The organism is Aestuariimicrobium sp. T2.26MG-19.2B, assembly GCF_950101875.1.
GTDB lineage: Bacteria > Actinomycetota > Actinomycetes > Propionibacteriales > Propionibacteriaceae > Aestuariimicrobium > Aestuariimicrobium kwangyangense.
Genome location: NZ_CATNLW010000001.1, coordinates 1267773 through 1291925 on the forward strand (window position 1 = coordinate 1267773; position 24153 = coordinate 1291925).

Below are 24153 nucleotides of genomic sequence, written 5' to 3' on the forward strand. Positions count from 1 at the left end.
AGCAGGGCCCCGCCGGATCCGTCCGGCGGGGCCCTCTGCTGTTCTGGTGGCCCCCACGCTGGGCTCGGACGTCGCCACGGTGGTGATCTTGGTCACAGATCGCTGCGCCCAAGATGAACACTGGGCAAACAACCCCCCGGATTGCTTCCCAGCGGTTTGGTGGCGCGGGCGCGGCGGGCGCACCATTTTGGTGTGACCGAAGTTCTCATCATCCTGGGGGCGGTGATCGTCGTCGCCCTGGCTTTCGACTTCACCAACGGCTTCCATGACACCGCCAACGCGATGGCCACCTCCATCGCCACCGGGGCGCTCAAGCCACGCACGGCTGTCGGCCTGTCGGCCGTGCTCAACCTGGTCGGGGCGTTCCTGTCGATCCAGGTGGCACTCACCGTCACCAAGGACGTCATCAAGATCCAGGACCCCACCGGCGCACCACTCGCGATCGACCACACCGTGCTGCTGGGCGTCGTACTCGCCGGGCTCGTCGGCGGCGTGCTCTGGAACCTGATCACGTGGCTCCTGGGAATTCCCTCCTCGTCCTCCCATGCGCTGTTCGGCGGACTCATCGGTGCCACCATCGCCGGTCTGGGCACCTCGGCCGTGAAGTGGGAGGGCATTCTCGAGAAGGTCGCCATCCCCGCGATCGCAGCGCCGCTGGTCGCCGGAGTGGTGGCAGCGGTCGGCACCTGGCTGGTCTACCGGATCGCCGCGAAGGTGCCCGACCACACCCGCTCCCGCGGCTTCCGGTGGGGTCAGATCGGCTCCGCCTCCCTGGTCTCGCTCGCGCACGGCACCAATGACGCTCAGAAGACGATGGGTGTGATCACCCTCGCGCTGATCGCCTCGGGTCAGTGGACCGTCGCCCAGGGCATTCCGTGGTGGGTCAAGGTGCTGTGCGCCGTCGCCATCGCCGCTGGCACCTGGTCGGGCGGCTGGCGGGTCATCCGCACCCTCGGCAAGGGACTGGTCGAGATCGACTCACCCCAGGGCATGGCGGCAGAGACCGCCTCGGCGGCGATCATCCTGTCCTCGTCCCACGCCGGCATGTCGCTGTCGACCACCCATGTCGCGACGGGCTCGATCCTGGGCACCGGAGTCGGCAAGTCCGGAGCTGTCGTGCGCTGGTCGGTGGCCGGACGCATGGTGGTGGCCTGGCTGATCACCCTGCCGGCTGCCGCGTTGGTGGGGGGCCTCTGCGAGCTGCTCGTGCGACTGGTCCCCGGTCTGGGAGGTGAGGCTGCCGTCGTGGTGCTGCTCGTGGCCGCCTCACTACTGATCCTGCGCCGCGCCCGCCGCAACCCGATCCACCACGACAACGTGAACGACGAGTGGGACGGAGGCCTGGTGCCTACGGCTCGTCCCCTCGGTGGCCTGACCGGCCCCGCCACGCAACTGGCCGGTGGGGCCCCGAGCGAAGCGAAGGTGTTGGCATGACGCTCATGCAGTTCGACGTGGCCGCCATGGCCCGGAACCTGGCCACCGTGATGGCCGTCGCGCTCGTGCTCGGAGCCGGTGTCCCGGCGATCTTCGCGCTGGGCATGCGAGCCACCACCCTGGGCCGCACGGTGAGCGCCGACGGGCACGTCGAGACGGGCACCATGTCGATGTCGGGCCGGGTGCTCAGCACCCTGTGCTTCGGCGTCGTGCTGGTGGCCGTCGTCTTGGGCATCGCCTTCATCGTGGCAGGCAAGCAGATCATGGCGCAGCTGTGACCGACAACGTCATCACCCGCATCCTCGGGTGGCTGACGGCTGGGTACCCCCAGGGCGTGCCCGCCCAGGACGTGATGCCGCTGATGGAGGTGCTGCGACGCAGGCTCACCCCGGCCGAGGTCGACGCCGTCGCCCAGCGACTCGTCGAGGAACGCGTGCTGCCCGTCACCCCCGAACAGATCCGCGGGATGGTGCAGCGAGTGGTGCTCGAGCAGCCATCGGACGATGACGTGCACCGGGTGGCGTCGCACCTGGCCATCGGCGGCTGGCCGCTGATGGACTTCGGCCATCCGGAGAACTGATCGCGAACCTGTCACGGGGAGTGGCAGCATGTCACCGATGACCAGCGAGCCCGTCACCCTCCACCTGACCGTCGGACTGCCCGGCAGCGGCAAGACCACCTTGGCGCGCGACCTGGCCACCCGGACGGGCGCGCTGAGGCTGACCCCCGACGAGTGGATGCAGCCGCTGTTCGGTGTCTCCGATGTCGACGGCAAGCGTGACGTGCTCGAAGGACGCCTGATCTGGACCGGATTCCAGGCCCTGCGCGGGGGACTGTCGGTGATCCTCGACTTCGGCTGCTGGTCACCCGAGGAGAGATGGGCCATCCGTGACCTGGCCGGACTGGCCGGGGCCGACTTCCGGCTGCACCACCTGTGGGTGGACGAGGAGGTTCGCCGCGCCCGCTGCGACGCGCGCTGGCTCGAGGTGCCCCACGAGACCTTCCCGATGAGCGCTGCCGACCAGGACCGTTATCTCGCGGCCTGCATCCCACCCAGTGCCGACGAGTTGGCCTACGCCCCGATTCCCGATCCCCCGGCCGGACACGAGACGTGGGCCGCCTGGGCAGCGTGGCGGTGGCCCTCTCTGCCTCGGCTCGACCTGAGCTGAAAAGCCACCCTGCCCCGGGCGGGTCTGTGCCACAGTGGGGCCATGAGCAGCGACAGGCCCACGAGCAGCGACCAGCCGACCAGCAGCAACCCCGGGGACGAGACGGCGTCGCCGGTCGACCCCAAGGAAGCCATGCGGCTGGCGCTGGAGAAGAAGAACCGGTCCAACCACGCCTCGGCTGCCGCCGGACCTCAGGGTGACCAGAAGGTTGCCGGTGGCCCGCATGGCCAGGCCGGCGGCAAGCGGGTCTTCCGCCGCAAGTCCGGCGGCTGATGGCTGACGCCGACCCGGCGCCCGGCCAGGACGACCTGCGCGCCGAACTGCAGCGCCTGTCGGCCAGGCTTGACGAACTCGAGACCCGCGGCGGGGTGCTGCACGACGTCAGGCGCTACGGCGCCGTCGGCGACGGGGTGACCGATGACACCGACGCCATCCAGGCAGCCAGCCGCGCCGCGGGCAGCCACGGCATCGTCCTGTTCGGAAGAGGCCGTTTCCTGCTGACCCGCACCGTGGTGGTACCTCCCGACCAGCAGTGGCAGGGTGTCGGCATCGCCGACACGTCGACTGACAGCGATCCCGTCCCGAACACGCTGCTGACCCGGGTGAGCGACGGCCCGGCCATCGATGCTCGCTACAACACCACCTTCAAGCAGCTGCGCATCGAGGGCTCCGGCTCGGGCACCGGCATGGTCGTCCACGGCAGGGTGGTCCTCGAGCACGTCAGCCTGCAGCGTTTCGACCTCGCCCTGGAGTGCCTCGACCTCTGGTACGGCCACTTCACCGGGCTGCGCCTCTATCGCAACCGGGTCGGGGTGCGCGTGGAGCGTGCCTACAACCTCACCCTGATCGCGCCGCGGATCAACTGCGTCGATCCCGACGATCGTGCCGGCATCGGGCTGAGCCTCGCCGACAACGTTGACGTGAAGATCTTCGGGGGCGCCATCGAGGCCTACAGCGTGGGCATCAAGGCCGCCCACCATGACTCCATCCACCTGCACTCGGTCTACTTCGAGTCGAACCCTCCCCACCCCGAGCTCGACCCTGTCAGGGGGGCCGTGGGGGTGCAGCTGAGCGGGACCCGCTCCTCGACCGTGACGGCGCTGGGGTGTTACGTCTACCTCACCAACCAACGGGTGTGGATCGATGCCGATGGCGCCGCCACCACGGCGAGCATCGTGGCGTTGGGCAACACCTTCAAGGGAGGCAACCCACCCCGGTCGGGACTCCACCAACTGGCCTACCGCTGGGCAGACGGTTCCGGGGTGCGGGCCACCATCAGCGGTGACCAGTGGAACCAGGTCGAGTACAAGGGAAACGCGAGCTACCTGGCGCCCGGCACGTCCGAGCCCGGCGGCAGCACCGTGGTGCCCCCACCACTCACCCGCTCGATGGGGTCACGAGCCGTCGAGGCAGGGCGTCGGGTGCGCGAGCGGCTTCGTCCGCTTCGGTCGAGAACTCTGCGGACGCTGCGGCGACTGGTCAGTCGCTGACCTTCACCAGCCAACCGTGCTGGTCGGCGGCGCGTCCGTACTGGATGTCGAGCAGGTGCTGGCGGATGGCGGCTGTCAGCGGGCCGACCTGGCCGTCCGCCACGGTGAGGTCGGCACCACCGTCGGGAGTGCGGAACCCGGTGATGGGAGTGACCACGGCTGCCGTGCCGCAGGCGAAGACCTCGGTGATGGTGCCGTCGAGCAGCCGACGCTGCACCTCGGTGAACTCGATGGCACGCTCCACCGGTCGCAGACCGTGGTCGGGGGCCAGTTGCAGCAGGGAGTCGCGGGTCACGCCCTCCAGGATGTTGCCGTTGGTGGCAGGGGTGAGCAGTTCGCCATCGGAGGTGACGAACATGATGTTCATGGTGCCGCACTCCTCGACCCAACGATGTTCCGCACCGTCGAGCCAGAGCACCTGACCGCAGCCGTGCTCGCCGGCCTCGTCGGCGGCCTTCAGGCTGGCAGCGTAGTTGCCTCCGCACTTGGCGGCGCCGGTGCCACCGACTGCCGCCCGCGAGTAGTTGGGTGTGACCCACAGCTTGAGCGGCTGGGAGTAGTAGGCACCCGCGGGGGTGGCCAGCACGCAGTAGGTGTAGCTGTGCGAGGCGCGCACGCCGATGAGGTGCTCGGTGCCGAACATGAACGGACGAAGGTAGAGGTTCTGCTCACCCTCGGGGGACGGGACCCAGTCCCGGTCGAGGTCGACCAGCAACTGCAGCGAGGTGAGGAAGTCCTCGACGGGCAGCGCCGGCATGGCCAACCGCTCCGCCGACCGCTGGAAGCGGCGCGCGTTCATCTCGGGACGGAACATCCACACCGACCCGTCATCGTGACGGTAGGCCTTGAGACCCTCGAAGATCTCCTGGCCGTAGTGCAACGCGGCCGTGGACGGGTGCAGCTGCAGCGGCCCCTGGGGAACGATGGCCTGGTCGTGCCAGCCCTGGTCGGAATCCCACTGGGCCACGGTCATGTGGTCGGTGAAGTGCTGCCCGAAGGTCGGCGCCGCCAGAATGTCTGCTCGCACCTCGGGGGAGGTGGGGCTGGGGTGCTCGGCGACGGCGAAGGGGCTCATGTCGGTCAGCGTATGCCAGCGGCTCACGGGGTGGAGTGGTGGTTCGGACGATGGTCGCACCGCTGGGATGTCATCTTGCGCCGCCCCGCCGTCCAAGGCCTTGCCCCCGGGGCCGACGCCTGGGTCGCGGAGTTGTGCCCGAGCCAAGTTCCTGAGAAACTCTTAGGGTGATGGTGGGCGGAGTTCCACCACCGTTGATTCCCCACCGTCCCACCCCCGAGGGAGGCCCCAACCGTGAACGCCCTCGTGGCCGGTCTGGTGAGTGCCGTCATCCTCGGGCTGGGTGGCTGGTTCCCCTCGCCCCCCACCGCGCTGCCGGTGGCGCCGCCGCTCAGCATCGCCCCGGTGGCGGGCATCCCTGAGCCGTGTCCCGCGCGGCACCCGTGGCACTCCTCCGCCACACCCGCCGTCACCCGCACGACGATGGAGCAGGCCTTCGGTCTCCAGCTCACGGGTGCTGGATGGACCGACCCCGCCAATCGCCCGCTGGTGAAGATCGTCTGGGAGACCCTCGACGCGGTCTCGTGCACCAGCTACCTGGATGACGTGCGCAGGAACTCCGGGCAACGAGTGATCCGCATCCATGCCGGCCCGACCCGCAGTTGGGCCTGGGGTGACTGGGGGCTGACCAATCCGGGCCGGCTCACCTTCGACTTCGCGAAGTGGCACTCCGCGTACCCCTCCGACAAGGGACGACTCGTGCGCATCGTGATCCACGAACTCGGACACATGCACCAGATGAAGCCCGCCGGTCACCAGGCGGACCTCGACAGCTTCCGTGCTCTGTACTCCCGCCACGGGGGGTTCTCCAAGTACGGACGAGGGTCGTCCTCCGAGACCATGTCAGAGGTGATCGGCTACTACGTCTCGCGGTGCGCCCTCGACAACCCCTACGACCGAGCCGGCGCCAGCCAGCGCGCCTACTACGAGTGGGCGAAGAACTCGGTGTTCAAGGGAGTCGAGTTCGGGCCCGCGCCAGGGGTCCGTCCCGAATGCTGACGATCTGTTGAATTGCTCTCCCAAACCTTGACAGCGTCGTCGGGGTGTGGGTAGATGCTCCCCCGCATCTTCGGCGCGACTATGCCAAATGCCCTCCGGGTGAGCCGGGGTGTGAGGTCACAGAAAGGTCACGGGAAACCCTTGTCAGCGGCCCTGCCGCGTGGTTGGCTGATTGAGCAGAGCAACTCCAAGGCGGGTCCGGCCGCAACGGCGCGGGGACGCAATCCAACCTGAGGAGGCCACCTTGACCACTGTCCAGATCAGTTCGTGGGTTGAATTGGCTCGTTGCCGGGGAGCAGAGGATGACCTCTTCCCCGAAGGCAAGCAGCAGAAGCGCGCCGCCGCCGTGTGCGTCGGTTGTCCGGTGAGGGCCAATTGCCTCGCCGAGGCGCTCGACCATCGCATCGAGTGGGGCATCTGGGGGGGCATGACCGAGCGCGAGCGCCGGGCACTGCTGCGCCAGCGGCCCGACGTCAAGAACTGGCACGAGGTGCTGGTCGAGATGCCGATGCACCAGCAGGCAGCCAGCTGAGACACAGCCCCACGTGCAGCAACGCTGCATCGCGCGACTCCTCGGGAAGTCCCGGCAGGGTTGCCATGCGCCACTAGAGTGAGGCCGTTCGCTCGAAAGGTGGTTCATGGCAACCCTGGTCTTCCTTCACGCCCACCCCGACGACGAGGCGTCCGGCACCTCGGGGACGATGGTGCTGGCCAAGGAGCACGGTCACCGGGTGGTGTGGGTCTGCGCCACCAACGGTGACCACGGCACTGCTCCCGAGGGGTGCACCACCCCGGACGAGGTGGCGGCCGCTCGCCGCCTCGAGGCCGAGGCCAGTGCGCGCGTGCTCGGTGTGGACCGTCTCGTCTGGTTGGGCTATGCCGACTCGGGCATGACCGGGTGGGAGCAGAACCACAACGACCTGAGCTTTGCCCGTGCCAACCCGGTCGAGGCAGGCCGCAAGGTGGCCGATGTTCTCGACGAGGAGGGCGCCGAGGTGCTGGTGGGCTACGACTGGCATGGGGGCTACGGGCATCCTGACCACATCATGGTGCACACCGTGATGAACCAGGCCGCTGAGCAGGCGGCCCGCCGTCCTCGAGTCCTGCAGGCCACCTTCAACCGCGACCGGCAGCGTCAGCGGGCCCAGGAGGCCCGGGCCGCCGGCATGGATCTCGACTGGGACCCGGACGGCCCGGCCGACGATGGCAACCCGATGGGCACCCTGGAGGCCGACCTGCACTGGGACGTCGACATCACTGACGTGATCGCCAGCAAACGTGCGGCGCTGCAGTGCCACGCCTCGCAGTCCGACGTGCAGTCGATGCTCTCGATGCCCGACGAGGTGTTCGAGTTGGCCTTCGGCCACGAGTACTTCATCGAGGAGGGGCTGGCCCAACCCATGACGGCGGCCTGGCCGTTCGGCTCCTCGGCGGGTTCCGTGCCCGATGACTCACCGGCGACGGTTCGGGTGGGGGACGACCGAGCGTGATCGGCGGACTGGAGTCGATCGAGACCTCCGACCCCTATCGACAGCGACGCGAACGACGAGAACAGGCGCGCCGCACCACGGGTGGCCGCGGCAGGTCTGGTCGCGGCCATGGGGGCCGCCATGGCGACACAGGCGCCCAGCGGGATGTCGAGCCCCTGCCGATGGCGCGGATCGCGCTGCGGGTGGCCTTGGTGGTGGCGGTTGCCTCGCTCTGCGCGAGCGTCGCGCTCTGGCTGAGGATCGCGTTCAGTGGCGGCGAGGATGGCGCGCTGCGCATCGGCACCCTCAGCGGGCTGGTGGCGGCCACCTTCGGCATCGTCTTCGGGTGCCTCATCGGACCGACCCTGATCACGGTGCTCGCTGCCCGCAGCCAGATGGCGCGCTCGCGGCGAACCGCGTGGGTGGTGGTGGGAGTGCTGGTGACGGCACTGCTGGCGTTGACCTTGCTCGCCCTGCTGGTCGTGCTCGGCTCGGGACTGTTCGCCCAAGGGCTCTCGCTGGCGTGGCTGGGGTTGGTCGTCGTTGCTGTGGTGATGGTTCCCGGGGCGCCGTGGTTCGTCCGCCCCCTCGTCTCCCGTCGGTGATCCTGGGGCCGACGCGGGACGGCCTGGCTCAGAACAATCCGTCAGCCGGTGGTGGGGGAGCGTAGGCCGGGTCGACGTCCTTGAACAGCTTTGAGACCGACCGGCCCTCATGGATGCGACGGATGGCGTCGGCGAACAGCGGCGCGACGCTGCGCACCTCGAGCGCGTCCCAGTCGTGCGGACTGGGAACGGTGTTGGTGGTGACCACCTCGGTGATCATCGGATGGTTCGACAACCTCTCGACGGCCCTCCCGGTGAACAGGCCATGGGTGCAGGCGACCGAGGCATCGATGGCCCCGAACTCGGCCAGGCGATCGAGCAGTTCGACGATGGAACCGCCGGTGGCGATCTCGTCGTCGAGCACGATGGCCCGCTTGCCTGCGACGTCGCCGACGATGGAGTCGATCACCACCTTGTCGTCGGCCAGCCGCTGCTTCGAGCCGGCCGCCACCGGCAGGTTCAGCAGCCGGGCGAACTGGGTGGCTGTCTTCGCATTGCCCAGGTCGGGGGAGATGACGACGTGGTTGCTGAGGTCTCGTCCGCGGTAGTGGGCCGCCAGTTCCCCGATCGCCGTGAGGTGGTCGACGGGCACCGAGAAGAACCCGTGCACCTGGGGGGCGTGCAAGGCCATCGTCAGCACGCGGCTCACCCCTGCGGTCACCAGCAGGTCTGCCACCAGCCGGCCACCGAGCGAGATGCGGGAGGCGTCCTTCTTGTCCGACCTGGCATACGCGTAGTGGGGCATCACGGCCGTGATCTGGGCGGCCGACGACCCGCGAGCGGCGTCGATCATCATCAGCAGTTCGACCAGGTGCTCCTGGGTGGGGGGCACCAGTGGCTGGATGATGTACACGTCACGCATGCGGCAGTTGGCCAGGAGCTGGGCCTGCAGGCAGTCGTTGGAGAACCGGCTGATCTTGGCCTTGCTCAGCGGCAGACGGAGGCTGTCCGCGATCTCGGCGGCGAGCGCGGGGTGGGCGGATCCGGAGAAGAGAACGGCGTCTTTCATGCCTACCCCCAAGGGTTCGAGCTGAGCTGCGTTGGGCACAGACTATCGGCGCTCCCCCGGCCGTGGGCTGGCGGCCCGGGCTTGCCGCACTCGGCGTCACCGCGTCGTCCGGGTGCTCGGCACAGCACTGTGGCAGTGTCGGTCGCAGAAATGTCGGGGACGGAGTTTGGGCCGCGGAAGTTTCGGGGACGGATGTGTCGGATCTGGGGATCCCCGATCGTCAGTGGGACACAAGCACACAACGATGAGGAGTCAGCCATGCAGTACTTGATGTTGGTCTGCCAGGAACCCGCCCACTCGTCCACCGCACCCAGCGATGCCGACATCGCGGGAGCCCCCGATGTCGAGCAATGGTGGCAACAGGCGAACGACGACGGCAGGTATGTCATCGGCAGCCCGCTCCGCCCGGCCCCCGAGGCCGTCACGGTGAGGGTGCGCGGTGGCGCCCGGCTGGTGACCGAGGGCCCGTTCACCGAGGCCGGGGAGTTCATCGGGGGGTTCGACGTGCTCGACTGCGCCGACCTGGACGAGGCGATCGAGGTGGCCGTGGGACACCCCATGGCGCACCGCGGAGTCATCGAACTGAGGGCATTCTGGCCCTTCGAGGACCAGTGACCGACCTCGTCCGCGCCGCGCTGGAGGTAGCACTGCGCAGGGACCGGCCACAGATCGTGGCCACCCTGCTGCGTGCCACCTCCGACTGGGAACTGGCAGAGGACTGCCTGCAGGACGCTGCGGAGCGGGCGTTGGTGTCCTGGGGGCGGCAGGGCGTGCCCGAGTCGCCTGCCGCCTGGCTGACCACGGTGGCCCGCCGACGTGCACTCGACGTGATCCGACGGCGGACGGCCGAGGCGCGGGCGCTGGCACGTGCGCAGGTGGTCGAGGAGCGCTCCCCGGCCCTCGCCGACGACGGTGGTGGCTACGCGGACGATCGACTCCGGCTGTTGTTCACCTGCTGCCACCCCGACATCGCGATCGGTGATCGGGTCGCCCTCACCCTCAAGACCGTCAACGGCCTCTCGACCCGTGAGCTGGCACGCCTGTTCCTGGTGCAGGAGCAGACCATGAGCCAGCGACTGAGGCGAACGCGAGCCCGGATCAGTCGGGACGGCCTGCTGCTCGCGGTGCCCCCCGTCGACGACCTGGACGACCGCATCGACGCGGTGCTCGCCGTCATCCACTTGATCTTCACGGAGGCCCACGACTCGACCGAGGGTTCGGGACTGAGGGACGTCCTGGCCGACGAGGCCCTCGTGCTGGCGCAGTTGACGGCATGGCTGATGCCTCTCGACCCCGAGGTGCACGGGCTGCGGGCGCTGTTGTTGCTCCAGCACGCCAGACGACCCGCCAGGACCGGCACCGACGGTGCCTTCATCCCGCTGGACGAGCAGGACCGCAGCCTGTGGGATCGTCCAATGGTCGTGGCAGGGATCGAATCGCTCGAACGGTCCCGTGAACTGTCAGCCACCTCGGGCGAACCAGCCGGACCGTACCGGGCCCAGGCAGAGATCGCGGTCGTGCACAGCACCTCCCCGACACCCCAGCTGACCGACTGGGCGACCATCCTGGTCTGGTACGACGCCCTGCTGCAGGCGACGGGGTCACCGGTGGTCGCGCTGAACCGGGCGATCGCCCTGGGCATGAGGGATGGCCCGCCGGCGGGGCTGGTCGCCCTGGAACGGGTTGCCGCCGATCCGCACCTGGTTGGTTCACCGCAGGTCGCGCTGGCCAGGGCAGAGCTGCTGCGTCGAGCCGGTGACCACCAAGCCGCCCTGGCATGCCACCGGGAGGCACTGCAGTTGGCGCGTACCGATGGGGCGAGGCTGCACATCGAGAGACGACTGCACGAGCTGGGGGAGGTGCCAGCCACGAAGGGGATCGGCGCGTTGCAATAGGCTGGCCGCATGACTGACACCACCCTCCCGACCCCCGTGGTCGCCGCCCCCGCGACCCGTCGCCTGCGCATCACCGTGATCATCGCCCTTGCGCTCGTCGGCCTGCAGGTGCTGCTGGGTGCCGCCGTGGCTGCCCAGATGACCGCACTCCAGGGTGTGCACGCGGTGGTGGCCTACACACTGTTCCTGGTCTCGATCGTGGCGGCTGCCTTCGCCCGCGGTCATGCCAAGGTGACAGGGAGGAAGGGTGTCTTCTTCCACGCGTTGTCGATCCCGATCCTCATGGTGGTCCAGATCGGACTGGGCTCGATGCGTGTCACCGTCGTCCACATCGTGCTGGGTCTGCTCATCGCCGTGGCCATCGGGGCGCTCTACGCCATGATCGCCAAGGTGCCCGGCGAGCACACCGAGGACGATGACCTCGACCTAATCGAGGAGTGAGGTCGGCTCAGAAGCTGATCCAGCCCCGGATCCGGGCCGTCCATTCGTCCGACCCGGCCACAGGGTGTTCGTCGAATCGGGTGACCCTGGCTGCGCCGCGCACCGATGACAGGTACCAGGCGGCGTCGGCCCGCTTGACCTCCTCGGGGGTCTGCAGCACGAGCTCCGTCGCGACGCCCTCGCTGGCGGCACGTTCGAAGAGCACCTCCTGGGTGATGGAGCGCAGGATGCCCGTCCCCTCGACCGGGGTGGAGCGCAGCACCGGACGGCCACCGTCGAGGTGGAGGGTGACCAACGATGCATTGGGGCCTTCCATCACCCACCCATCCGTGCTGGTCAGCAACACCTCGTCGCAGCCTCGCCGTGCAGCCTCCCGCTTCACGGCCATGTTGATCCCGTACGAGAGCGTCTTCACCCCGCCCAGCAACCAGCGGGCGTCGCGGTAGGCGTCCGAGCTGGTGCCGCGGCTCATCAGGGCGACCGCGATGCCCTCGCGCAGGCGGATGGCTCCCTCGCTGAGAGGGGTGATGGTGAGCACCTGGGTCGGTTCGCTGGTCGACGACTCGAGGCCGCGCGTCCACATGATCTTCAGCACCGCCTCGCCGGGTGTCGTCCACGCCTCGACGGCCTGGCCGATGAGCTCACGCCACGGCCCCTCGTCGAGTGGGTCGCCATCCATGCCCGCGACACTGCGTGCGAACCTGGCGAGGTGCCGGTCGAGATGGTCAACCGACGATGAACCGTCGTCGGCGGTGACGACCCGAGTGGCGTCGAACACCCCGTCGCCCCTGGTGAAGCCCAGGTCATCGACGCTGATGACCTGCCCGGGAGCGGTCTTCGGTTCGCGGGCGTGCGGGGAGTCCGGGGCGAGAAGGCCGCGACCCACCACGCCCACCAGCTGTGTCGTCATGGGCCCAGCCTAGGGCGTTCCACCTTCTCGCCCCGGTTGCATCCCCCGGCTTCACGCGGGGGCTCGCCCAGGTCATCCGCCCGAGACGCTCAGCTGGCGCGTACCTCGAGCTCGTAGTGAGGGTGGCAGTTGACCAGGCGTGCGATCACGTCATGCCAGCAGTGCTCGAACTTGTGGCGGGTGCTCGGGTGTGGTTCGACCATCGTGTGGGTGACGCGGACGACGGTGCGATTTCCGTGCGGGGTGAAGGTCAGGCGCACGTGGTCGCTGACCTGGGGCCCGTCGTCCTCCCACACCCAACTGAACTCCAGGGCCCCGAACTTCTCGACGATGATGTAGTCACCGTGCACACCCACGCCTGCGGTGGCGCTGGCGAATCGATAGCGGTGGAGTGGGCGTGGGTCGATCTGGTACGTCGTGTCACCAAACTGCGGCCACCACCACTGTGACAAACCCTCTTCGGTCGTGCACAGGACCCAGAGATCCTTGACCGGCAGAGGAACAACGACTTCGATGACCATCGGATGAGTCATGAGGTGCCCCCTTCGGCTAGCCCTCAGTTTCGCTGGTGGGCCTACCGCGATCAAGGTGTCGGCTGGGCGCAAAGGTGTGATTTTCCAGACGTTTTGCCCAAGAACCGGTTCGGTTGAGCGGTGTTTGCCATTGCAACGTGGTAAAGCACGATTCCCCCGGTACCGACGTGCGTCGGCACCGGGGGAACCGGGGGTGTCAGGTCCGCTCCGCGGACAGGACTCAGGCGGCCTGCTTGATGGCCGAGATCTCGAGTTCGAGGGTCACATCGTCGCTGACCAGCACACCGCCGGTCTCGAGGGCGGCGTTCCAGGTGAGGCCGAAGTCCTTGCGGCTGATCTTGGTGCTGCCCTCGAAGCCGATGCGCTCGTTGCCGAAGGGGTCGGTGGCGGCACCGGTGAACTCGAAGGGGATGCTGATCGAACGGGTGACGTCCTTGACGGTGAGGTCACCGGTCACGACCAGGTCGTTCCCGTTGATGGCCACATTGGTCGAGGCGAAGGTGATGGTGGGGTACTTCTCGACGTCGAGGAAGTCGGCGCTCTTGACGTGTCCGTCGCGCTGCTCGTTGCGGGAGTCGAACGAGGCGGCGTTGATGGTGACGTTGACGGAGGCGCTCGAGGCGTCCTGGCCGTTGCCCGAGGCAGTGCCCTCGAACTCGTCGAACGAGCCGCGCACCTTGGTGACCATGGCGTGGCGGGTCACGAAGCCGATGCGGGTGTGGCTGGGGTCGAGGGCGAAGGTGCCGTTGAGATCGGTGAGAGCGGTCATGGTGTTTCTCCTTGAAGTCACTGAAGTGGCGAGCTGGGTTGTTCAAGTTTCAACTACCCGAACACATCCTAGAACGCCGGGGCCGGCAGGTTTTGTTCCCGAGGCAAGAAAGTTCTTCAGGAACGACCCCCGACGCCCTGCAGACCTCCGCCGGACGGGGCCGTCCCGAACCCGATGACAGTCGGCTGTCGGTGGCCGACCCCTCTCGTCCGCGGCTCGGCCACCGGGTTTGGGGGATTGTCACCACCGCCGGTTACCCTCGGTACTCCGATGCTCGAACTGCCCGCGGACGACACCGCCCACCCCAGCGCCACGGGTGGACTGGAGCCACCACCCCACCCCCCGCGCGTCGCCGAGCCGGGGCAGGTCTCGGGCTTCGACCACCTCTCGCCGGCCTTCCCGGGGCGCGCACCGTGGGGCACCGCCCATCGCCTGCGCGCCTGGCAGGCCGAGGCACTGGGCCAGTACCTGGAGTCATGTCCCCGCGACTTCCTGGCCGTGGCGACCCCCGGCGCAGGCAAGACCACGTTCGCGCTGCGGGTGGCCGCCGAACTGCTGCACGACCGCACCGTCGAGCGGGTGATCGTCGTCTGCCCGACCGAACACCTCAAGGTCCAGTGGGCCGACGCCGCCGCGAGGGCCGGCATCCAGCTCGATCCGGGGATGGGCGGTTCGTCGCGCAAGGGTCGCAGCAAGCAGTACGTGGGCCTCACCACCACCTACGCCGGCGTGGCAGCGAACATGTTCGGCTTCCAGGCGCGGGTGGCCAACCTGCGCACCCTGGTCATCCTCGACGAGATCCACCACGCTGGCGACGCACTCAGTTGGGGCGACGCCGTCAGGGACGCCTTCCAGTGGGCACGGCACCGACTGATGCTCACCGGAACCCCCTTCCGCTCCGATGACAACCCGATCCCGTTCGTCACCTACGAGCCGGACGACGACGGCGGGCGTCGCTCCCGGGCCGACTACACCTACGGTTATGCCGAGGCGCTGCGTGACCACGTGGTCCGTCCGGTGGTGTTCATGAACTACGGCGGGCCGATGAGGTGGCGCACCAAGGCGGGCGACGAGATCGAGGCCAACCTGTCGGAGGCCCTCACGAAAGACCTCACCGGGCACGCGTGGCGCACGGCGCTCGACCCCAAGGGTGAGTGGATCCAGTCCGTGCTCTCGGCCGCCGACCACCGGCTCACCGAGGTGCGTCGCCACGTCCCGGACGCCGGTGGGCTGGTGATCTGCACGAACCAGACCGTCGCCCGGGCGTACGCGCGCATCCTGGAGGCCATCACCGGCGCCAAGCCCACCGTCGTGCTCTCGGACAGCCCCGGCTCGTCCCAGAAGATCGACGAGTTCTCGGCCTCCGACGAACGGTGGCTGGTGGCGGTGCGGATGGTCTCCGAGGGGGTCGACGTGCCCCGGCTCGCGGTGGGGGTCTACGCCACCTCGACCTCGACGCCGCTGTTCTTCGCCCAGGCGGTCGGTCGGTTCGTCCGGGCCAGGCGTCGCGGGGAACTGGCCACGGTGTTCCTCCCCACCGTGCCGATCATCCTCGCGCACGCCACCATGCTGGAGCGTCAGCGCGACCACGTGCTCGACCGCAAGCCCGCCCGTGACGAGGACGGACTGTGGGAGGAGTCACTGGTCGAACAGGCGAACCAGTCAGAGGCCGCCTCGGACGACCTGCTGGGCCAGTTCGAGGCCCTGACCTCACGGGCAGCCTTCGACCACGTGCTCTTCGACTCCCAGCAGTACGGCTTCGTCGCCGACGAGGGGGACACCATGAACGGTGTCACCGACGAGGAGCGCGACTACCTGGGGCTTCCCGGGTTGCTGGAGCCCGACCAGGAGATGGCGATGGTGCTGGCCGAGCGGCAACGTCGCCACCTCGCCCGTCGCAAGCGGGTGGAGCAGAAGCAGAAGGTGCCCGACGAGGTCTCGCTGCACCGGGCGCTGGCCACCAAGCGCAAGGAGCTGAACACCTTGGTCAGCGCCTTCGCGCGACAGACGGGTCGCCCGCACAGCCACGTGCATGCCGACCTGAGACGTGAGTGCGGTGGGCCGCCCCTGGCCAAGGCCACCAGCGAGCAGGTGGACCAGCGGATCAACCGGGTGAAGCAGTGGTTCGCCGCCTGATGGTGCATCCCGGGAAATTGTCGCTCCGTCGACGTAGCTTCGAACCATGGACACTGACCTGAGTTTCGACCCGTTGGCCGTCGTCGATGCCGAGGCGGCCCGCTTCGCCGAAGTGCTGCAGCGGATCGACCCCGACACCCCCGTTCCGACCTGCCCGGGCTGGACGGCCCGCGACCTGCTCAAGCACCTGATCGAGGTGCATGACTTCTGGGCGGCGGTGATCGGCGACCACCTGATGGGCGAGCAGGTCGAGGCGTACGAGAAGTCGCGCCCCCCGTTCACCGACGACGTCGACGAGCTCTTCCGCCAACGCGAGGAGGCCACCGGTCGACTGCTGGTGGCGCTGCGCAAACGGGAGCCGCACGAGGAGGCGTGGAGCTGGTTCGGGCCCGACCAGACGGTCGGTTTCACCCGGCGGATGCAGACCCATGAGGCGACCATGCACCGGGTCGACGCAGAGACTGCGGCTGGCGGTGCGGTGTCACCGATCGCTGACGAGGTGGCAGCTGGAGGCGTCGACCACGTGCTCGACGTGATGCTCAACTGGGTGCCGGACTCGGCCGAGGTGACGCCTGGGCCCGTGGTCGAACTCCGGGGCGCCGACACCGGCCAGCGATGGCTGCTCGAGCTCTACCGCTGGTCGGGCACGGCCTGGGGTCGGCAGTTCACCGACCAGATCGGTGGACGCCGCGCTGACGGCGATCGCGCACCCGCCGCGGTGGTGACCGCGCCGGTGGCCCAGCTCGACCTCTTCGTCTGGTCGCGCCCGGCGACGGTGGAGCAGACCGGTGACCAGGACGCCATCGCCGAACTCACGGCCCTGCGGGAGTTCGGCATCCAGTGAGCCCGGCTGACGGGCTTCAGGACCCGGCCAGGGATGCCGCGAGCCCCAGGACGAAGATCACGAGCGGCAGGGAGACCACGATGCCCAGCATCACTCCCAGCCCCTTGCGCTTCTGGGGCTCGTGGCCCATCGAGCCGGTCGTGAACTGGTGGAAGGGTGAGGCGTAGAACACCGGGACGTGCTCGCCGGGACGGACCGTCACATCGAGCGACGCCTGCCCGTAGGTACGCATCCACTGGCTGGAGGCGTCGATGTGGTGGTGGCCGGCCGGCACGGGGATGGTGTTGAGGCCGTAGCGAGTGGTGATCCGGTGGCCGTCGATCGTCACCGTGGGCGTCAGCATGCTGCTGGTGAAGGCGTTGCCCTGCACGGTCAGCTCCACGAAACCCTGACCGGCACCCTGGACGGCCTGTTCCGGTGAGGCCTGAGCCGAGACGGGCTGCTGCCACCCGGGGGCCTGCTGCCATGCGGAAGGCTGGTACTGGGGTGCCTGATGCTGGGGTGCCTGATGCTGGGGTGTCTGGAAGGGGGGCGCAGGCTGACCGGGGTACGCGGGGGCGGGTGCCGACTGGGGCTGGCCCCATGCCTGCTGCTGCGGGCCTCGGGGCTGGTTCGGGTTGGTCATGGTCGAGAACCCTAGGGGCCCCCGGGTGCAACTGATGCCCGCACCGCCGTACGGGTGAGCTTGCCGGTCCACTGGAGCACGACCGCCCTGTGCCGGTGAGGGCACGGGGCGGCGTGAGTAAGCAATCGGCGCCGTATGGACGGCGGTCCGACTCAGAAGGTCGAGGTGTCGATCACGTAGCGGTACCGCACCTGGGAGTTGACCACCTTGTCGTAGGCCCCGGTGATCTCCTCACCGGAGATCACCTCCACCTGCGGGGCCAGCCCGTGCTCGGCGCAGAAGTCAAGCATCTCCTGGGTCTCGCCGATGCCTCCGATGTTGGATCCGGCGATGATCTTGTTGCCGCCACACAGGGCGCCGAACGAGACCTTGACGTGCTCCTCGGGCAGTCCCACGTTCACCAGAGCGCCGCTCACCTTGAGCATCGGCAGCAGGTCGGCGACGGTGTCCGCGTTCGAGACCGTGGTCAGGATCAGGTCGAAGCGGGCCCGCAACTGCTTCTTGGTCTCCGGGTCACTCATGGCGAAGTAGTGCTGGGCGCCGAACTTGATCCCGTCGTCCTTCTTGCTCATGGTCTGGCTGATCACGGTCACCTCCGCGCCGAGCGCGGCGGCGATCTGCACACCCATGTGTCCCAGACCACCCATGCCGACGACGGCGACCTGCTTGCCGGGGGCGGCCCCCCAGCGCTTGAGGGGGGAGTAGGTGGTGATGCCGGCGCACATCAGCGGAGCGGCGGCCTCGAAGGGGATCTCGTCGGGAATGCGGCAGGCGTAGTTCTGCTCGACCGTGATGCCCTGGGAGTACCCACCGTCGGTCTTCTTGCCGTCACGACCCTTGTCGCCGTAGGTCCAGACCGTGGGCTTCTCGGTGGACGAGCAGAACTGCTCCTGACCGGAGGTGCAGTACTCGCACTCCCCGCAGGAGTCGACGAAACACCCGACGCCCACCTTGTCGCCGACGGTGAACTTGGTCACCTCGGGGCCGATCTGGGTGACGATGCCGGCCAGTTCGTGGCCGGGAACGATGGGGAAGTCGACGGGACCCCACTCCTCGCGCACCGTGTGGATGTCGGAGTGGCAGATGCCGGCGTACTTCACCTCGAAGAAGATCTCGGTGGGGCCGGGCTCACGCCGCTCGATGGTGGTCTTCTCGAAGATCCCGTCCTTGGACGAGGTGGCATATGCAAGAACCTGTGGCATACCTCCATCCAACCACTGCTGCGCCCGAACCACTCATGGAGTCGGGCTGCAGCAGCACCGTGACGGGCGAGCGCGCACGCGGTTTGCGCGAGCTCACCACGGGCCACCCGTCGCCACTAGGGTCGAACCATGCGCGTTGGATTCAGCTCTTACAGCTTCCACCAGTACCTCGGCACCGGGCGCATGAGCCTGCCCGAGGTCTTCGACTGGGCAAAGGAGGCAGGCGCGGCCCACATCGAGATCGCCGCTGGGTTCGCCAGCGACAACCCGATGTCCGACCTGTCCGACCTGCCCAACAACCGCCCCCTGGTCGACGCCATCAAGGCCGCCCAGGACAAGACGGGACTGCCGATCGCCCAGATCGCCCTCCCCGCCACCTTCTGGACCAAGCCCGAGACCGCAGACGGTCAGGCTCCCGGTGCGGGTGGCCAGTCGAGCTCGGCCCGGGGCATCGAGGCCGAACTCGACCGGGTCAGGGCCCACATCGACCTGTGCGCCGAGTTGGGTGTCGGACTGCTGCGCCACGACGTGAGCCACGGCAACCACTCCGGGGACGACCTGCCGCTGTTCGAGCAGGCCCTCCCGGTGATCGTCGAGCACTCCAAGACCATCGCCCAGTACGCCGCGACCAAGGGAGTCAGGACCTCCATCGAGAACCACGGGTTCTTCGTGCAGGGGTCCGAGCGCGTCCGCCGGGTCATCCACGCCGTGGACGAGCCCAACTTCGGCACCACCCTCGACATCGGCAACTTCCTCTGCCTCGACGAGAACCCCGTCGTCGCGACCAAGAACAACATCGCCTACGCCAACATCGTCCACTTCAAGGACTTCTACATCCGTCAGACGAATCCCGGCCTGGGCTTCTTCGGCACCCGCGGCGGACAGTTCCTGCGCGGCGCCATCGTCGGCCAGGGCGACATCGACATCCCCGCGGTCGCGAAGGTCGTCAAGGAGTCGGGTTACGACGACTTCATCACCATCGAGTTCGAGGGCATCGAGGACGCCCTGCCGGCCTGCAAGGCAGCGCTGGAGAACACCCGTCGCATCCTGGACGAGGCCTGAGCCACGGCTCGGTTCGTCCCCGCACACCACCCATCACCCCCAACGAAGGGACACCCTGAATGAGCAAGGTCGGAATCGGCGTCATCGGCGCCGGCAACATCTCCGAGATGCACGTCGGCGCCTACAAGCAGCGTGACGACGTCGAGCTGGTCGCGATCGCCGACCAGGTCGCCGAGCGGGCAGCCGAGAAGGCTTCGATCCACGGCTTCGCCAACAGCTACGGCTCGGTCGAGGAACTGCTGGCCCGCGACGACATCGACGCGGTCAGCGTCTGCACCTGGAACAACTCCCACGCCGCCATCGCCATGCAGGCCCTGCGCGCCGGCAAGCACGTGCTGGGCGAGAAGCCGTTGTGCAAGACGGTGGACGAGGCCCTCGAGCTCGAGAAGGTGGTGGCCGAGACCGGTCTGCACTTCGAACTGGGTCAGGTGCGCCGCTACGGACAGAACGCCACCGTGTTGAAGAAGTTCATCGACGAGGGTGACCTGGGTGACATCCACTACGCGAAGGCCTCGATGTTGCGCCGTGCGGGCAACCCCGGTGGTTGGTTCGCCGACCCCGAGCGTTCCGGCGGTGGCCCGCTGATCGACATCGGCGTGCACTGCATCGACCTGGCCTGGTGGCTGATGGGCAAGCCCAAGGTGACCTCGATCAGCGCCAACTCGTACTCGACCATCGGCAACCGGGCCAACATCACCGGCCTCGACCGCTGGTTGGCGTCCGACTACGACCCCGCCGTCAACGGGGTCGAGGACCTGGTGAACGCCGTGATCCGGTTCGAGAACGGTGCCTCGATCGTCACCGACGTCTCCTACTCGCTGCACATCCCCCGGGAGACCACGCTCGTCGCGGTGTACGGGAACAAGGGTGGGGCGGAGCTGGAGCCCGCGCTCAAGCTCGTCACCGAGAAGTACGACACCATCCTCAACATCGACCCGCAGATCCAGAACCCGAGCTTCGACTTCGCGTCGTTCTCGAAGGAGATCGGGCACTTCGTCGAACTGGTGAAGGGCGAGGCCGAGCCCTTCGTCCCGGTCGCCGACGGAGTCGAGATGATCCGCATCCTGCGCGGCATCTACGAGTCGGCCGAGTCCGGCAAGGAGATCCAGATCACCCGCTGACCGTTCGCCCACGGGGCCGGACGCCCACGTCCTGCCCAGCGACCCACAGCGACACCGTGCGGTCACACCACACCCCCGAGGTGATGGTGTGACCGCACGGTGCGTCTTGTGCCGGGAGTGGGCCGCCCGGCGCAACCGTCCACTGGGGGTGATTGCAGCCCTCTGCACCAATGGTCAGACCCTCTGCACGATCGTGCAGAACCCCAGAGGGGTGATGCACGTGCTTGCCCTGCTCCCCGCATCCGATGCCTCGCCGGGGGTCGGTGACTAGGCTCGTACGCAAAGCTCGACTCCATCGCCGGCACCAGTTCGCCGCGGGGGGACCGGTCGCAGGAGGGTTCAATGAAGAAGCTCAGTGCTGACGTCGTCGTGATCGGTGGCGGGGCCACCGGCGCGGGAGTGCTCCGCGATGCCGCCCTGCGGGGCTACGCGACCATCCTGCTCGACAAGGCCGACCTCGGTCAGGGGACCACGGGTCGCTATCACGGCCTGCTGCACTCCGGCGGGCGATATGTCGTCTCCGATCCCCACTCGGCCACGGAGTGTGCCGAGGAGAACGACATCATCACCCGCATCCAGCCCCACTGCGTCGAGCGCACCGGTGGGCTGTTCATCGTCGGCCCGGACGACGACCCCGCCTACGCGGAGAAGTTCCTGCCAGCTGCCCAGGCCACCCGAGTGCCCGCGGAGGAGATCAGCGTCGCCGAGGCCCTGCGCCGCGAGCCCCGGCTGAACCCCCGCATGCAACGTGCGTTCGCCGTGCAGGACGCCTCGGTCGATGGTTGGCAGATGGTCTGGGGTGCCGCCCGTGATGCCATCGCGCACGGGGCGAGCGTGCTCACCTATCACCGCGTCGTCGACATCGTCACCGATGACCGTCGCGTCACCGCCGTCAAGGCGATCGACGAGAAGACCGGTGAGGACGTCGTCATCGACTGCAGGTTCGTGCTCAACACGGGCGGTCCGTGGGCCGGACAGATCGCCCACCTCGCCGGTTGCGAGGGGGTCGAGGTGGTGCCCGGACGAGGGATCATGATCGCGATGAACCACCGGTTGGTGAACACCGTGGTCAACCGCTGCATCTATCCCGCCGACGGCGACATCCTGGTGCCGGTTCACACGGTCAGCATCATCGGGACGACCGACGTGCGGGCCGTTGACCCCGACAAGCTCGAGATCCCCCGCGCCGAGGTGCAGCAGATGCTCGATGCGGGCGAGGTGCTCGTGCCGGGCTTCCGCCAGGCTCGTGCCGTGCACGCGTGGGCGGGCGCTCGTCCGTTGTTCAACGACCCGAAGGCTCACGCGAGCGACACCCGTCACATGACCCGTGGCATGAGCATCCTTCGCCACGACGAGCGTGACGGCGTGCACGGCATCATCTCGATCATCGGGGGCAAGCTCACCACCTACCGGTTGATGGCCGAACGCATGGTCGACGCCATGTGCGAGCAGTTGGGTGAGGATCGTCCCTGCGTGACGGCCACCACCCAGATCGACCCTGCGACGGCGCCCACCTACGTGGTCACCCATCGGCTCGAGGAGCGGGAGCACGAACGCTCCCGCCGGGCGCATTCACACGCCGAGCTGCCCGCCACGTGCGACGACGACCACGCCGACCTCGACGACCAGGTGATCTGCGAGTGCGAGCTGATGACCCGCGGCATGATCACCGAGCTGATGGCCGAACAGCCCACTGCCAACTTCGACGACCTGCGCCGGCAGTTGCGACTGGGCATGGGCCCCTGCCAGGGCGGGTTCTGTTCCATGCGCGCCACTGGCATCGCCGTCGAGGAGAAGATGGTCGACATCTCACGTGCCACCGCGTTGATGCGCCGGTTCCTGGCCAACCGCTGGATCGGGCTGTGGCCCATCATGTACGGCGACCAGGTGCGCCAGACGGCCCTCGACAACTGGATCTTCCAAGGCATGTTCGACCTCGAACACCTGCCCTCCGACGAGAAGGAGATCGTCTGATGTCCACCCCTCCCACCGGATCGCGGGTGGTCGTCGTCGGTGCCGGGTTCGCCGGCCTCTACGCGGCCACCGCGCTGGATCGCGCCGGACACCGCGTCACCCTGGTCACCCAGGGTCTGGGTGGCATGCAGCTGAGCCAGGGAACCCTTGACGTGCTCGGCTACCGCGCCACGGACGAACGAGGGAGCGAGCGGGTCACGGACTCCCTCGCAGCCATCGATGAACTCCCCGAGGAGCACCCCTACCGCACCATCGGCGCCGACGCCGTGGAACGGGGAGTCGCCGAGTTCCTGGAGCTGGCCGCCGATGCACCCGGCGCGGTGGTGATGCGCGGTGACGTGCGCCGTCCCACGCTGTTGCCGACGGCCGTGGGGGCGTGGCGGCCCACCGCCTTCGTGCCCGTGTCGATGCTGGCCGGTGCGCCCGAACCCGGCAAGCACCTGCACATCGTGGGCATCCGACAGTTGAAGGACTTCCATCCCCAACTGATCGCCACCAACCTGGGCCGCACCCCCCTCGACGGCGTGGGCCCGGTCGAGTCCAGCTGGAGCTCGCTTGACTTTCTGGCCCGTGCCGGTGAGATCGACTCATCCCCTGTCGTCTACGCCCGCGCCCTCGACGAGCCCGCGACGCTGAGCCGGTTCGCCGACCGCCTCGCGACCCATGTGCGCGAACAGGCCCTGCCCGAGGGTGCGGTGCTCGGGCTTCCCGCCGTGCTCGGGCTGGAACGCCACCCCGAGGTGCTCAGCACGCTGGAGCGGGCATCGGGCGTTCGCATCTTCGAGATCGTCATGCAGCCACCGTCGGTGCCGGGCATGCGTCTCAACCAGGCCCTCACCCGCGCCTACAAGGCGGGCCATGGACGGTTGCTGCTCGGGTCGTCCGTGGTGGGGGTGAAGTCCGAACAGTCCGCGGGCGGTGACCAGCGCGTCACCGCCGTCACGGTGCACGTCGCCGGCGGTGACCGCGACATCGCCTGCGACCACGTCGTGTTCGCACCAGGCGGGTTCGAGTCGGGGGCACTCGAACTCGACTCCCACGATCAGCTGCACGAGACCGCGCTGGGGCTTCCGCTCCACGGTGTGCTCCCGATCGAGGAACTCGTGCACGGGGACTACTGGGGTGCCCCGCAGAAGCTGTTCGCCGTCGGTTTGCGCACCGATGGCCTGCAGAGGCCGGTGGACGAGACCGGTGCCGTCGTCTACTCCAACCTGCACGCGGCAGGGTCCATCCTGGCCGGTGCGTACCGCTGGCAGGAGAAGTCGGGTGAGGGCATCGCCCTCGGTTCTGCCCGGCGCTGCATCGACGCGATCGTCGAGACTTCCCGCGAACAGACCGACGCCCCTGCGGGGGTGCAGGGGGTCGCCCCCCGCGAACAGAAGGGCGCCTGA

At 68.4% G+C, this 24153-nt stretch carries 26 protein-coding genes; 19 read left to right on the top strand and 7 right to left on the bottom strand.

Annotated elements, in window-relative coordinates; translation table 11 throughout:
- The first annotated feature begins 192 nt into the window (after positions 1–192).
- From QQZ11_RS05600 to QQZ11_RS05625, 6 genes are read left to right on the top strand one after another with little or no spacing between them, the layout of a single operon-like run.
- Positions 193–1434: an inorganic phosphate transporter gene (locus QQZ11_RS05600; protein WP_022908811.1), complete on the top strand. Its 1242-nt coding sequence runs from the start codon at positions 193–195 to the stop codon at positions 1432–1434.
- Positions 1431–1712, top strand: a complete 282-nt coding sequence (locus tag QQZ11_RS05605; protein ID WP_051139589.1) for a hypothetical protein — start codon at positions 1431–1433, stop codon at positions 1710–1712. Before QQZ11_RS05600 ends, QQZ11_RS05605 begins: the two co-directional genes overlap by 4 nt.
- Positions 1709–2014 (top strand): DUF3349 domain-containing protein, encoded by a 306-nt coding sequence (locus QQZ11_RS05610; protein ID WP_022908809.1) that lies wholly within the window; start codon positions 1709–1711, stop codon positions 2012–2014. The genes QQZ11_RS05605 and QQZ11_RS05610 overlap by 4 nt, the downstream gene beginning before the upstream one ends.
- A gap of 37 nt (positions 2015–2051) precedes the next feature.
- Positions 2052–2603, top strand: a complete 552-nt coding sequence (locus QQZ11_RS05615) for an AAA family ATPase (RefSeq protein WP_284549179.1) — start codon at positions 2052–2054, stop codon at positions 2601–2603.
- 42 nt (positions 2604–2645) lie between these two features.
- The gene (locus QQZ11_RS05620; protein ID WP_284549180.1) at positions 2646–2876 is read left to right on the top strand and encodes a DUF5302 domain-containing protein; all 231 of its coding nucleotides are present in this window, start codon (positions 2646–2648) and stop codon (positions 2874–2876) included.
- Positions 2876–4093, top strand: a complete 1218-nt coding sequence (locus QQZ11_RS05625) for a glycosyl hydrolase family 28-related protein (RefSeq protein ID WP_284549182.1) — start codon at positions 2876–2878, stop codon at positions 4091–4093. The genes QQZ11_RS05620 and QQZ11_RS05625 overlap by 1 nt, the downstream gene beginning before the upstream one ends.
- On the opposite strand, the gene QQZ11_RS05630 is transcribed toward QQZ11_RS05625, so the two are convergent.
- On the bottom strand, positions 4083–5195 hold the full coding sequence (locus tag QQZ11_RS05630; protein WP_342395061.1) for a branched-chain amino acid aminotransferase: 1113 nt from the start codon (positions 5193–5195) through the stop codon (positions 4083–4085). The two genes, QQZ11_RS05625 and QQZ11_RS05630, sit on opposite strands and share 11 nt — an antisense overlap.
- 207 nt (positions 5196–5402) lie before the next feature.
- On the opposite strand from QQZ11_RS05630, the gene QQZ11_RS05635 reads away from it, so the two are divergent.
- The 4 genes from QQZ11_RS05635 (at position 5403) to QQZ11_RS05650 (ending at position 8241) form a co-directional block, all read left to right on the top strand.
- Complete coding sequence (locus tag QQZ11_RS05635; protein WP_284549183.1) at positions 5403–6167, top strand: hypothetical protein; 765 nt, start codon at positions 5403–5405, stop codon at positions 6165–6167.
- A 244-nt stretch (positions 6168–6411) separates the two neighbouring features.
- A complete protein-coding gene (locus QQZ11_RS05640; RefSeq protein ID WP_022908803.1) occupies positions 6412–6699 on the top strand; it encodes a WhiB family transcriptional regulator in 288 nt (95 codons plus the stop codon).
- A gap of 106 nt (positions 6700–6805) precedes the next feature.
- Complete coding sequence (locus QQZ11_RS05645; RefSeq protein WP_022908802.1) at positions 6806–7657, top strand: PIG-L deacetylase family protein; 852 nt, start codon at positions 6806–6808, stop codon at positions 7655–7657.
- The gene (locus tag QQZ11_RS05650) at positions 7654–8241 is read left to right on the top strand and encodes a hypothetical protein (protein WP_284549184.1); all 588 of its coding nucleotides are present in this window, start codon (positions 7654–7656) and stop codon (positions 8239–8241) included. The genes QQZ11_RS05645 and QQZ11_RS05650 overlap by 4 nt, the downstream gene beginning before the upstream one ends.
- A 28-nt stretch (positions 8242–8269) precedes the next feature.
- Here QQZ11_RS05650 and QQZ11_RS05655 read toward each other — a convergent pair whose 3' ends face one another.
- Complete coding sequence (locus QQZ11_RS05655; protein ID WP_022908800.1) at positions 8270–9250, bottom strand: ribose-phosphate diphosphokinase; 981 nt, start codon at positions 9248–9250, stop codon at positions 8270–8272.
- Positions 9251–9508: 258 nt separating this feature from the next.
- Between QQZ11_RS05655 and QQZ11_RS05660 the strand changes: the two genes are divergently transcribed.
- Genes QQZ11_RS05660 through QQZ11_RS05670 form a run of 3 tightly spaced genes read left to right on the top strand, consistent with a single transcriptional unit; the run spans position 9509 to position 11586 of the window.
- Complete coding sequence (locus QQZ11_RS05660) at positions 9509–9865, top strand: YciI family protein (RefSeq protein WP_022908799.1); 357 nt, start codon at positions 9509–9511, stop codon at positions 9863–9865.
- Positions 9862–11145: an RNA polymerase sigma factor gene (locus QQZ11_RS05665; RefSeq protein ID WP_022908798.1), complete on the top strand. Its 1284-nt coding sequence runs from the start codon at positions 9862–9864 to the stop codon at positions 11143–11145. The genes QQZ11_RS05660 and QQZ11_RS05665 overlap by 4 nt, the downstream gene beginning before the upstream one ends.
- Before the next feature lie 9 nt (positions 11146–11154).
- Positions 11155–11586, top strand: a complete 432-nt coding sequence (locus tag QQZ11_RS05670; RefSeq protein WP_284549185.1) for a hypothetical protein — start codon at positions 11155–11157, stop codon at positions 11584–11586.
- A 7-nt stretch (positions 11587–11593) separates the two neighbouring features.
- Here the strand turns inward: QQZ11_RS05670 and QQZ11_RS05675 are convergent, their stop codons facing one another.
- The 3 genes from QQZ11_RS05675 to QQZ11_RS05685 form a co-directional block, all read right to left on the bottom strand.
- Complete coding sequence (locus QQZ11_RS05675) at positions 11594–12496, bottom strand: aminotransferase class IV (protein WP_284549187.1); 903 nt, start codon at positions 12494–12496, stop codon at positions 11594–11596.
- 89 nt (positions 12497–12585) lie between these two features.
- Positions 12586–13029, bottom strand: coding sequence for an SRPBCC family protein (locus tag QQZ11_RS05680; RefSeq protein WP_084707571.1), 444 nt, complete (start codon positions 13027–13029; stop codon positions 12586–12588).
- Between the two features lie 220 nt (positions 13030–13249).
- Positions 13250–13798 carry a YceI family protein gene (locus tag QQZ11_RS05685; RefSeq protein WP_284549189.1) on the bottom strand — a complete coding sequence of 183 codons (549 nt, stop codon included), beginning with the start codon at positions 13796–13798 and terminating at the stop codon, positions 13250–13252.
- 270 nt (positions 13799–14068) lie between these two features.
- Here QQZ11_RS05685 and QQZ11_RS05690 point away from each other — a divergent pair, with 270 nt between their 5' ends.
- Together QQZ11_RS05690 and QQZ11_RS05695 are read left to right on the top strand one after the other, a co-directional pair.
- Complete coding sequence (locus tag QQZ11_RS05690; RefSeq protein WP_022908793.1) at positions 14069–15934, top strand: DEAD/DEAH box helicase; 1866 nt, start codon at positions 14069–14071, stop codon at positions 15932–15934.
- Positions 15935–15980: 46 nt separating this feature from the next.
- A complete protein-coding gene (locus tag QQZ11_RS05695) occupies positions 15981–16778 on the top strand; it encodes a maleylpyruvate isomerase family mycothiol-dependent enzyme (protein WP_022908792.1) in 798 nt (265 codons plus the stop codon).
- A gap of 16 nt (positions 16779–16794) precedes the next feature.
- Here the strand turns inward: QQZ11_RS05695 and QQZ11_RS05700 are convergent, their stop codons facing one another.
- Together QQZ11_RS05700 and QQZ11_RS05705 are read right to left on the bottom strand one after the other, a co-directional pair.
- Entirely contained in the window at positions 16795–17403 is a 609-nt protein-coding gene (locus QQZ11_RS05700) for a hypothetical protein (RefSeq protein WP_284549191.1), read from the bottom strand.
- A 152-nt stretch (positions 17404–17555) separates the two neighbouring features.
- On the bottom strand, positions 17556–18605 hold the full coding sequence (locus QQZ11_RS05705) for an NAD(P)-dependent alcohol dehydrogenase (RefSeq protein ID WP_284549193.1): 1050 nt from the start codon (positions 18603–18605) through the stop codon (positions 17556–17558).
- A 129-nt stretch (positions 18606–18734) separates the two neighbouring features.
- Here QQZ11_RS05705 and QQZ11_RS05710 point away from each other — a divergent pair, with 129 nt between their 5' ends.
- The 4 genes from QQZ11_RS05710 (at position 18735) to glpB (ending at position 24153) form a co-directional block, all read left to right on the top strand.
- Positions 18735–19667 carry a sugar phosphate isomerase/epimerase family protein gene (locus tag QQZ11_RS05710; RefSeq protein ID WP_284549195.1) on the top strand — a complete coding sequence of 311 codons (933 nt, stop codon included), beginning with the start codon at positions 18735–18737 and terminating at the stop codon, positions 19665–19667.
- A 59-nt stretch (positions 19668–19726) separates the two neighbouring features.
- Positions 19727–20788 (top strand): Gfo/Idh/MocA family protein, encoded by a 1062-nt coding sequence (locus QQZ11_RS05715; protein ID WP_022908788.1) that lies wholly within the window; start codon positions 19727–19729, stop codon positions 20786–20788.
- Between the two features lie 342 nt (positions 20789–21130).
- Entirely contained in the window at positions 21131–22762 is a 1632-nt protein-coding gene (glpA, locus tag QQZ11_RS05720) for an anaerobic glycerol-3-phosphate dehydrogenase subunit GlpA (RefSeq protein ID WP_022908787.1), read from the top strand.
- Positions 22762–24153: a glycerol-3-phosphate dehydrogenase subunit GlpB gene (gene glpB, locus QQZ11_RS05725; protein WP_284549197.1), complete on the top strand. Its 1392-nt coding sequence runs from the start codon at positions 22762–22764 to the stop codon at positions 24151–24153. The genes glpA and glpB overlap by 1 nt, the downstream gene beginning before the upstream one ends.

Bases quoted from the DNA above. Each gene is read 5' to 3' on its own strand.
- QQZ11_RS05605 (WP_051139589.1), top strand. From the start codon at position 1,431: ATGACGCTCATGCAGTTCGACGTGGCCGCCATGGCCCGGAACCTGGCC.
- QQZ11_RS05615 (WP_284549179.1), top strand. From the start codon at position 2,052: ATGACCAGCGAGCCCGTCACCCTCCACCTGACCGTCGGACTGCCCGGC.
- QQZ11_RS05620 (WP_284549180.1), top strand. From the start codon at position 2,646: ATGAGCAGCGACAGGCCCACGAGCAGCGACCAGCCGACCAGCAGCAAC.
- QQZ11_RS05625 (WP_284549182.1), top strand. From the start codon at position 2,876: ATGGCTGACGCCGACCCGGCGCCCGGCCAGGACGACCTGCGCGCCGAA.
- QQZ11_RS05645 (WP_022908802.1), top strand. From the start codon at position 6,806: ATGGCAACCCTGGTCTTCCTTCACGCCCACCCCGACGACGAGGCGTCC.
- QQZ11_RS05655 (WP_022908800.1), bottom strand. From the start codon at position 9,250: ATGAAAGACGCCGTTCTCTTCTCCGGATCCGCCCACCCCGCGCTCGCC.
- QQZ11_RS05660 (WP_022908799.1), top strand. From the start codon at position 9,509: ATGCAGTACTTGATGTTGGTCTGCCAGGAACCCGCCCACTCGTCCACC.
- QQZ11_RS05670 (WP_284549185.1), top strand. From the start codon at position 11,155: ATGACTGACACCACCCTCCCGACCCCCGTGGTCGCCGCCCCCGCGACC.
- QQZ11_RS05675 (WP_284549187.1), bottom strand. From the start codon at position 12,496: ATGACGACACAGCTGGTGGGCGTGGTGGGTCGCGGCCTTCTCGCCCCG.
- QQZ11_RS05680 (WP_084707571.1), bottom strand. From the start codon at position 13,029: ATGACTCATCCGATGGTCATCGAAGTCGTTGTTCCTCTGCCGGTCAAG.
- QQZ11_RS05685 (WP_284549189.1), bottom strand. From the start codon at position 13,798: ATGACCGCTCTCACCGATCTCAACGGCACCTTCGCCCTCGACCCCAGC.
- QQZ11_RS05690 (WP_022908793.1), top strand. From the start codon at position 14,069: ATGCTCGAACTGCCCGCGGACGACACCGCCCACCCCAGCGCCACGGGT.
- QQZ11_RS05695 (WP_022908792.1), top strand. From the start codon at position 15,981: ATGGACACTGACCTGAGTTTCGACCCGTTGGCCGTCGTCGATGCCGAG.
- QQZ11_RS05700 (WP_284549191.1), bottom strand. From the start codon at position 17,403: ATGACCAACCCGAACCAGCCCCGAGGCCCGCAGCAGCAGGCATGGGGC.
- QQZ11_RS05705 (WP_284549193.1), bottom strand. From the start codon at position 18,605: ATGCCACAGGTTCTTGCATATGCCACCTCGTCCAAGGACGGGATCTTC.
- QQZ11_RS05710 (WP_284549195.1), top strand. From the start codon at position 18,735: ATGCGCGTTGGATTCAGCTCTTACAGCTTCCACCAGTACCTCGGCACC.
- QQZ11_RS05715 (WP_022908788.1), top strand. From the start codon at position 19,727: ATGAGCAAGGTCGGAATCGGCGTCATCGGCGCCGGCAACATCTCCGAG.
- glpA (WP_022908787.1), top strand. From the start codon at position 21,131: ATGAAGAAGCTCAGTGCTGACGTCGTCGTGATCGGTGGCGGGGCCACC.
- glpB (WP_284549197.1), top strand. From the start codon at position 22,762: ATGTCCACCCCTCCCACCGGATCGCGGGTGGTCGTCGTCGGTGCCGGG.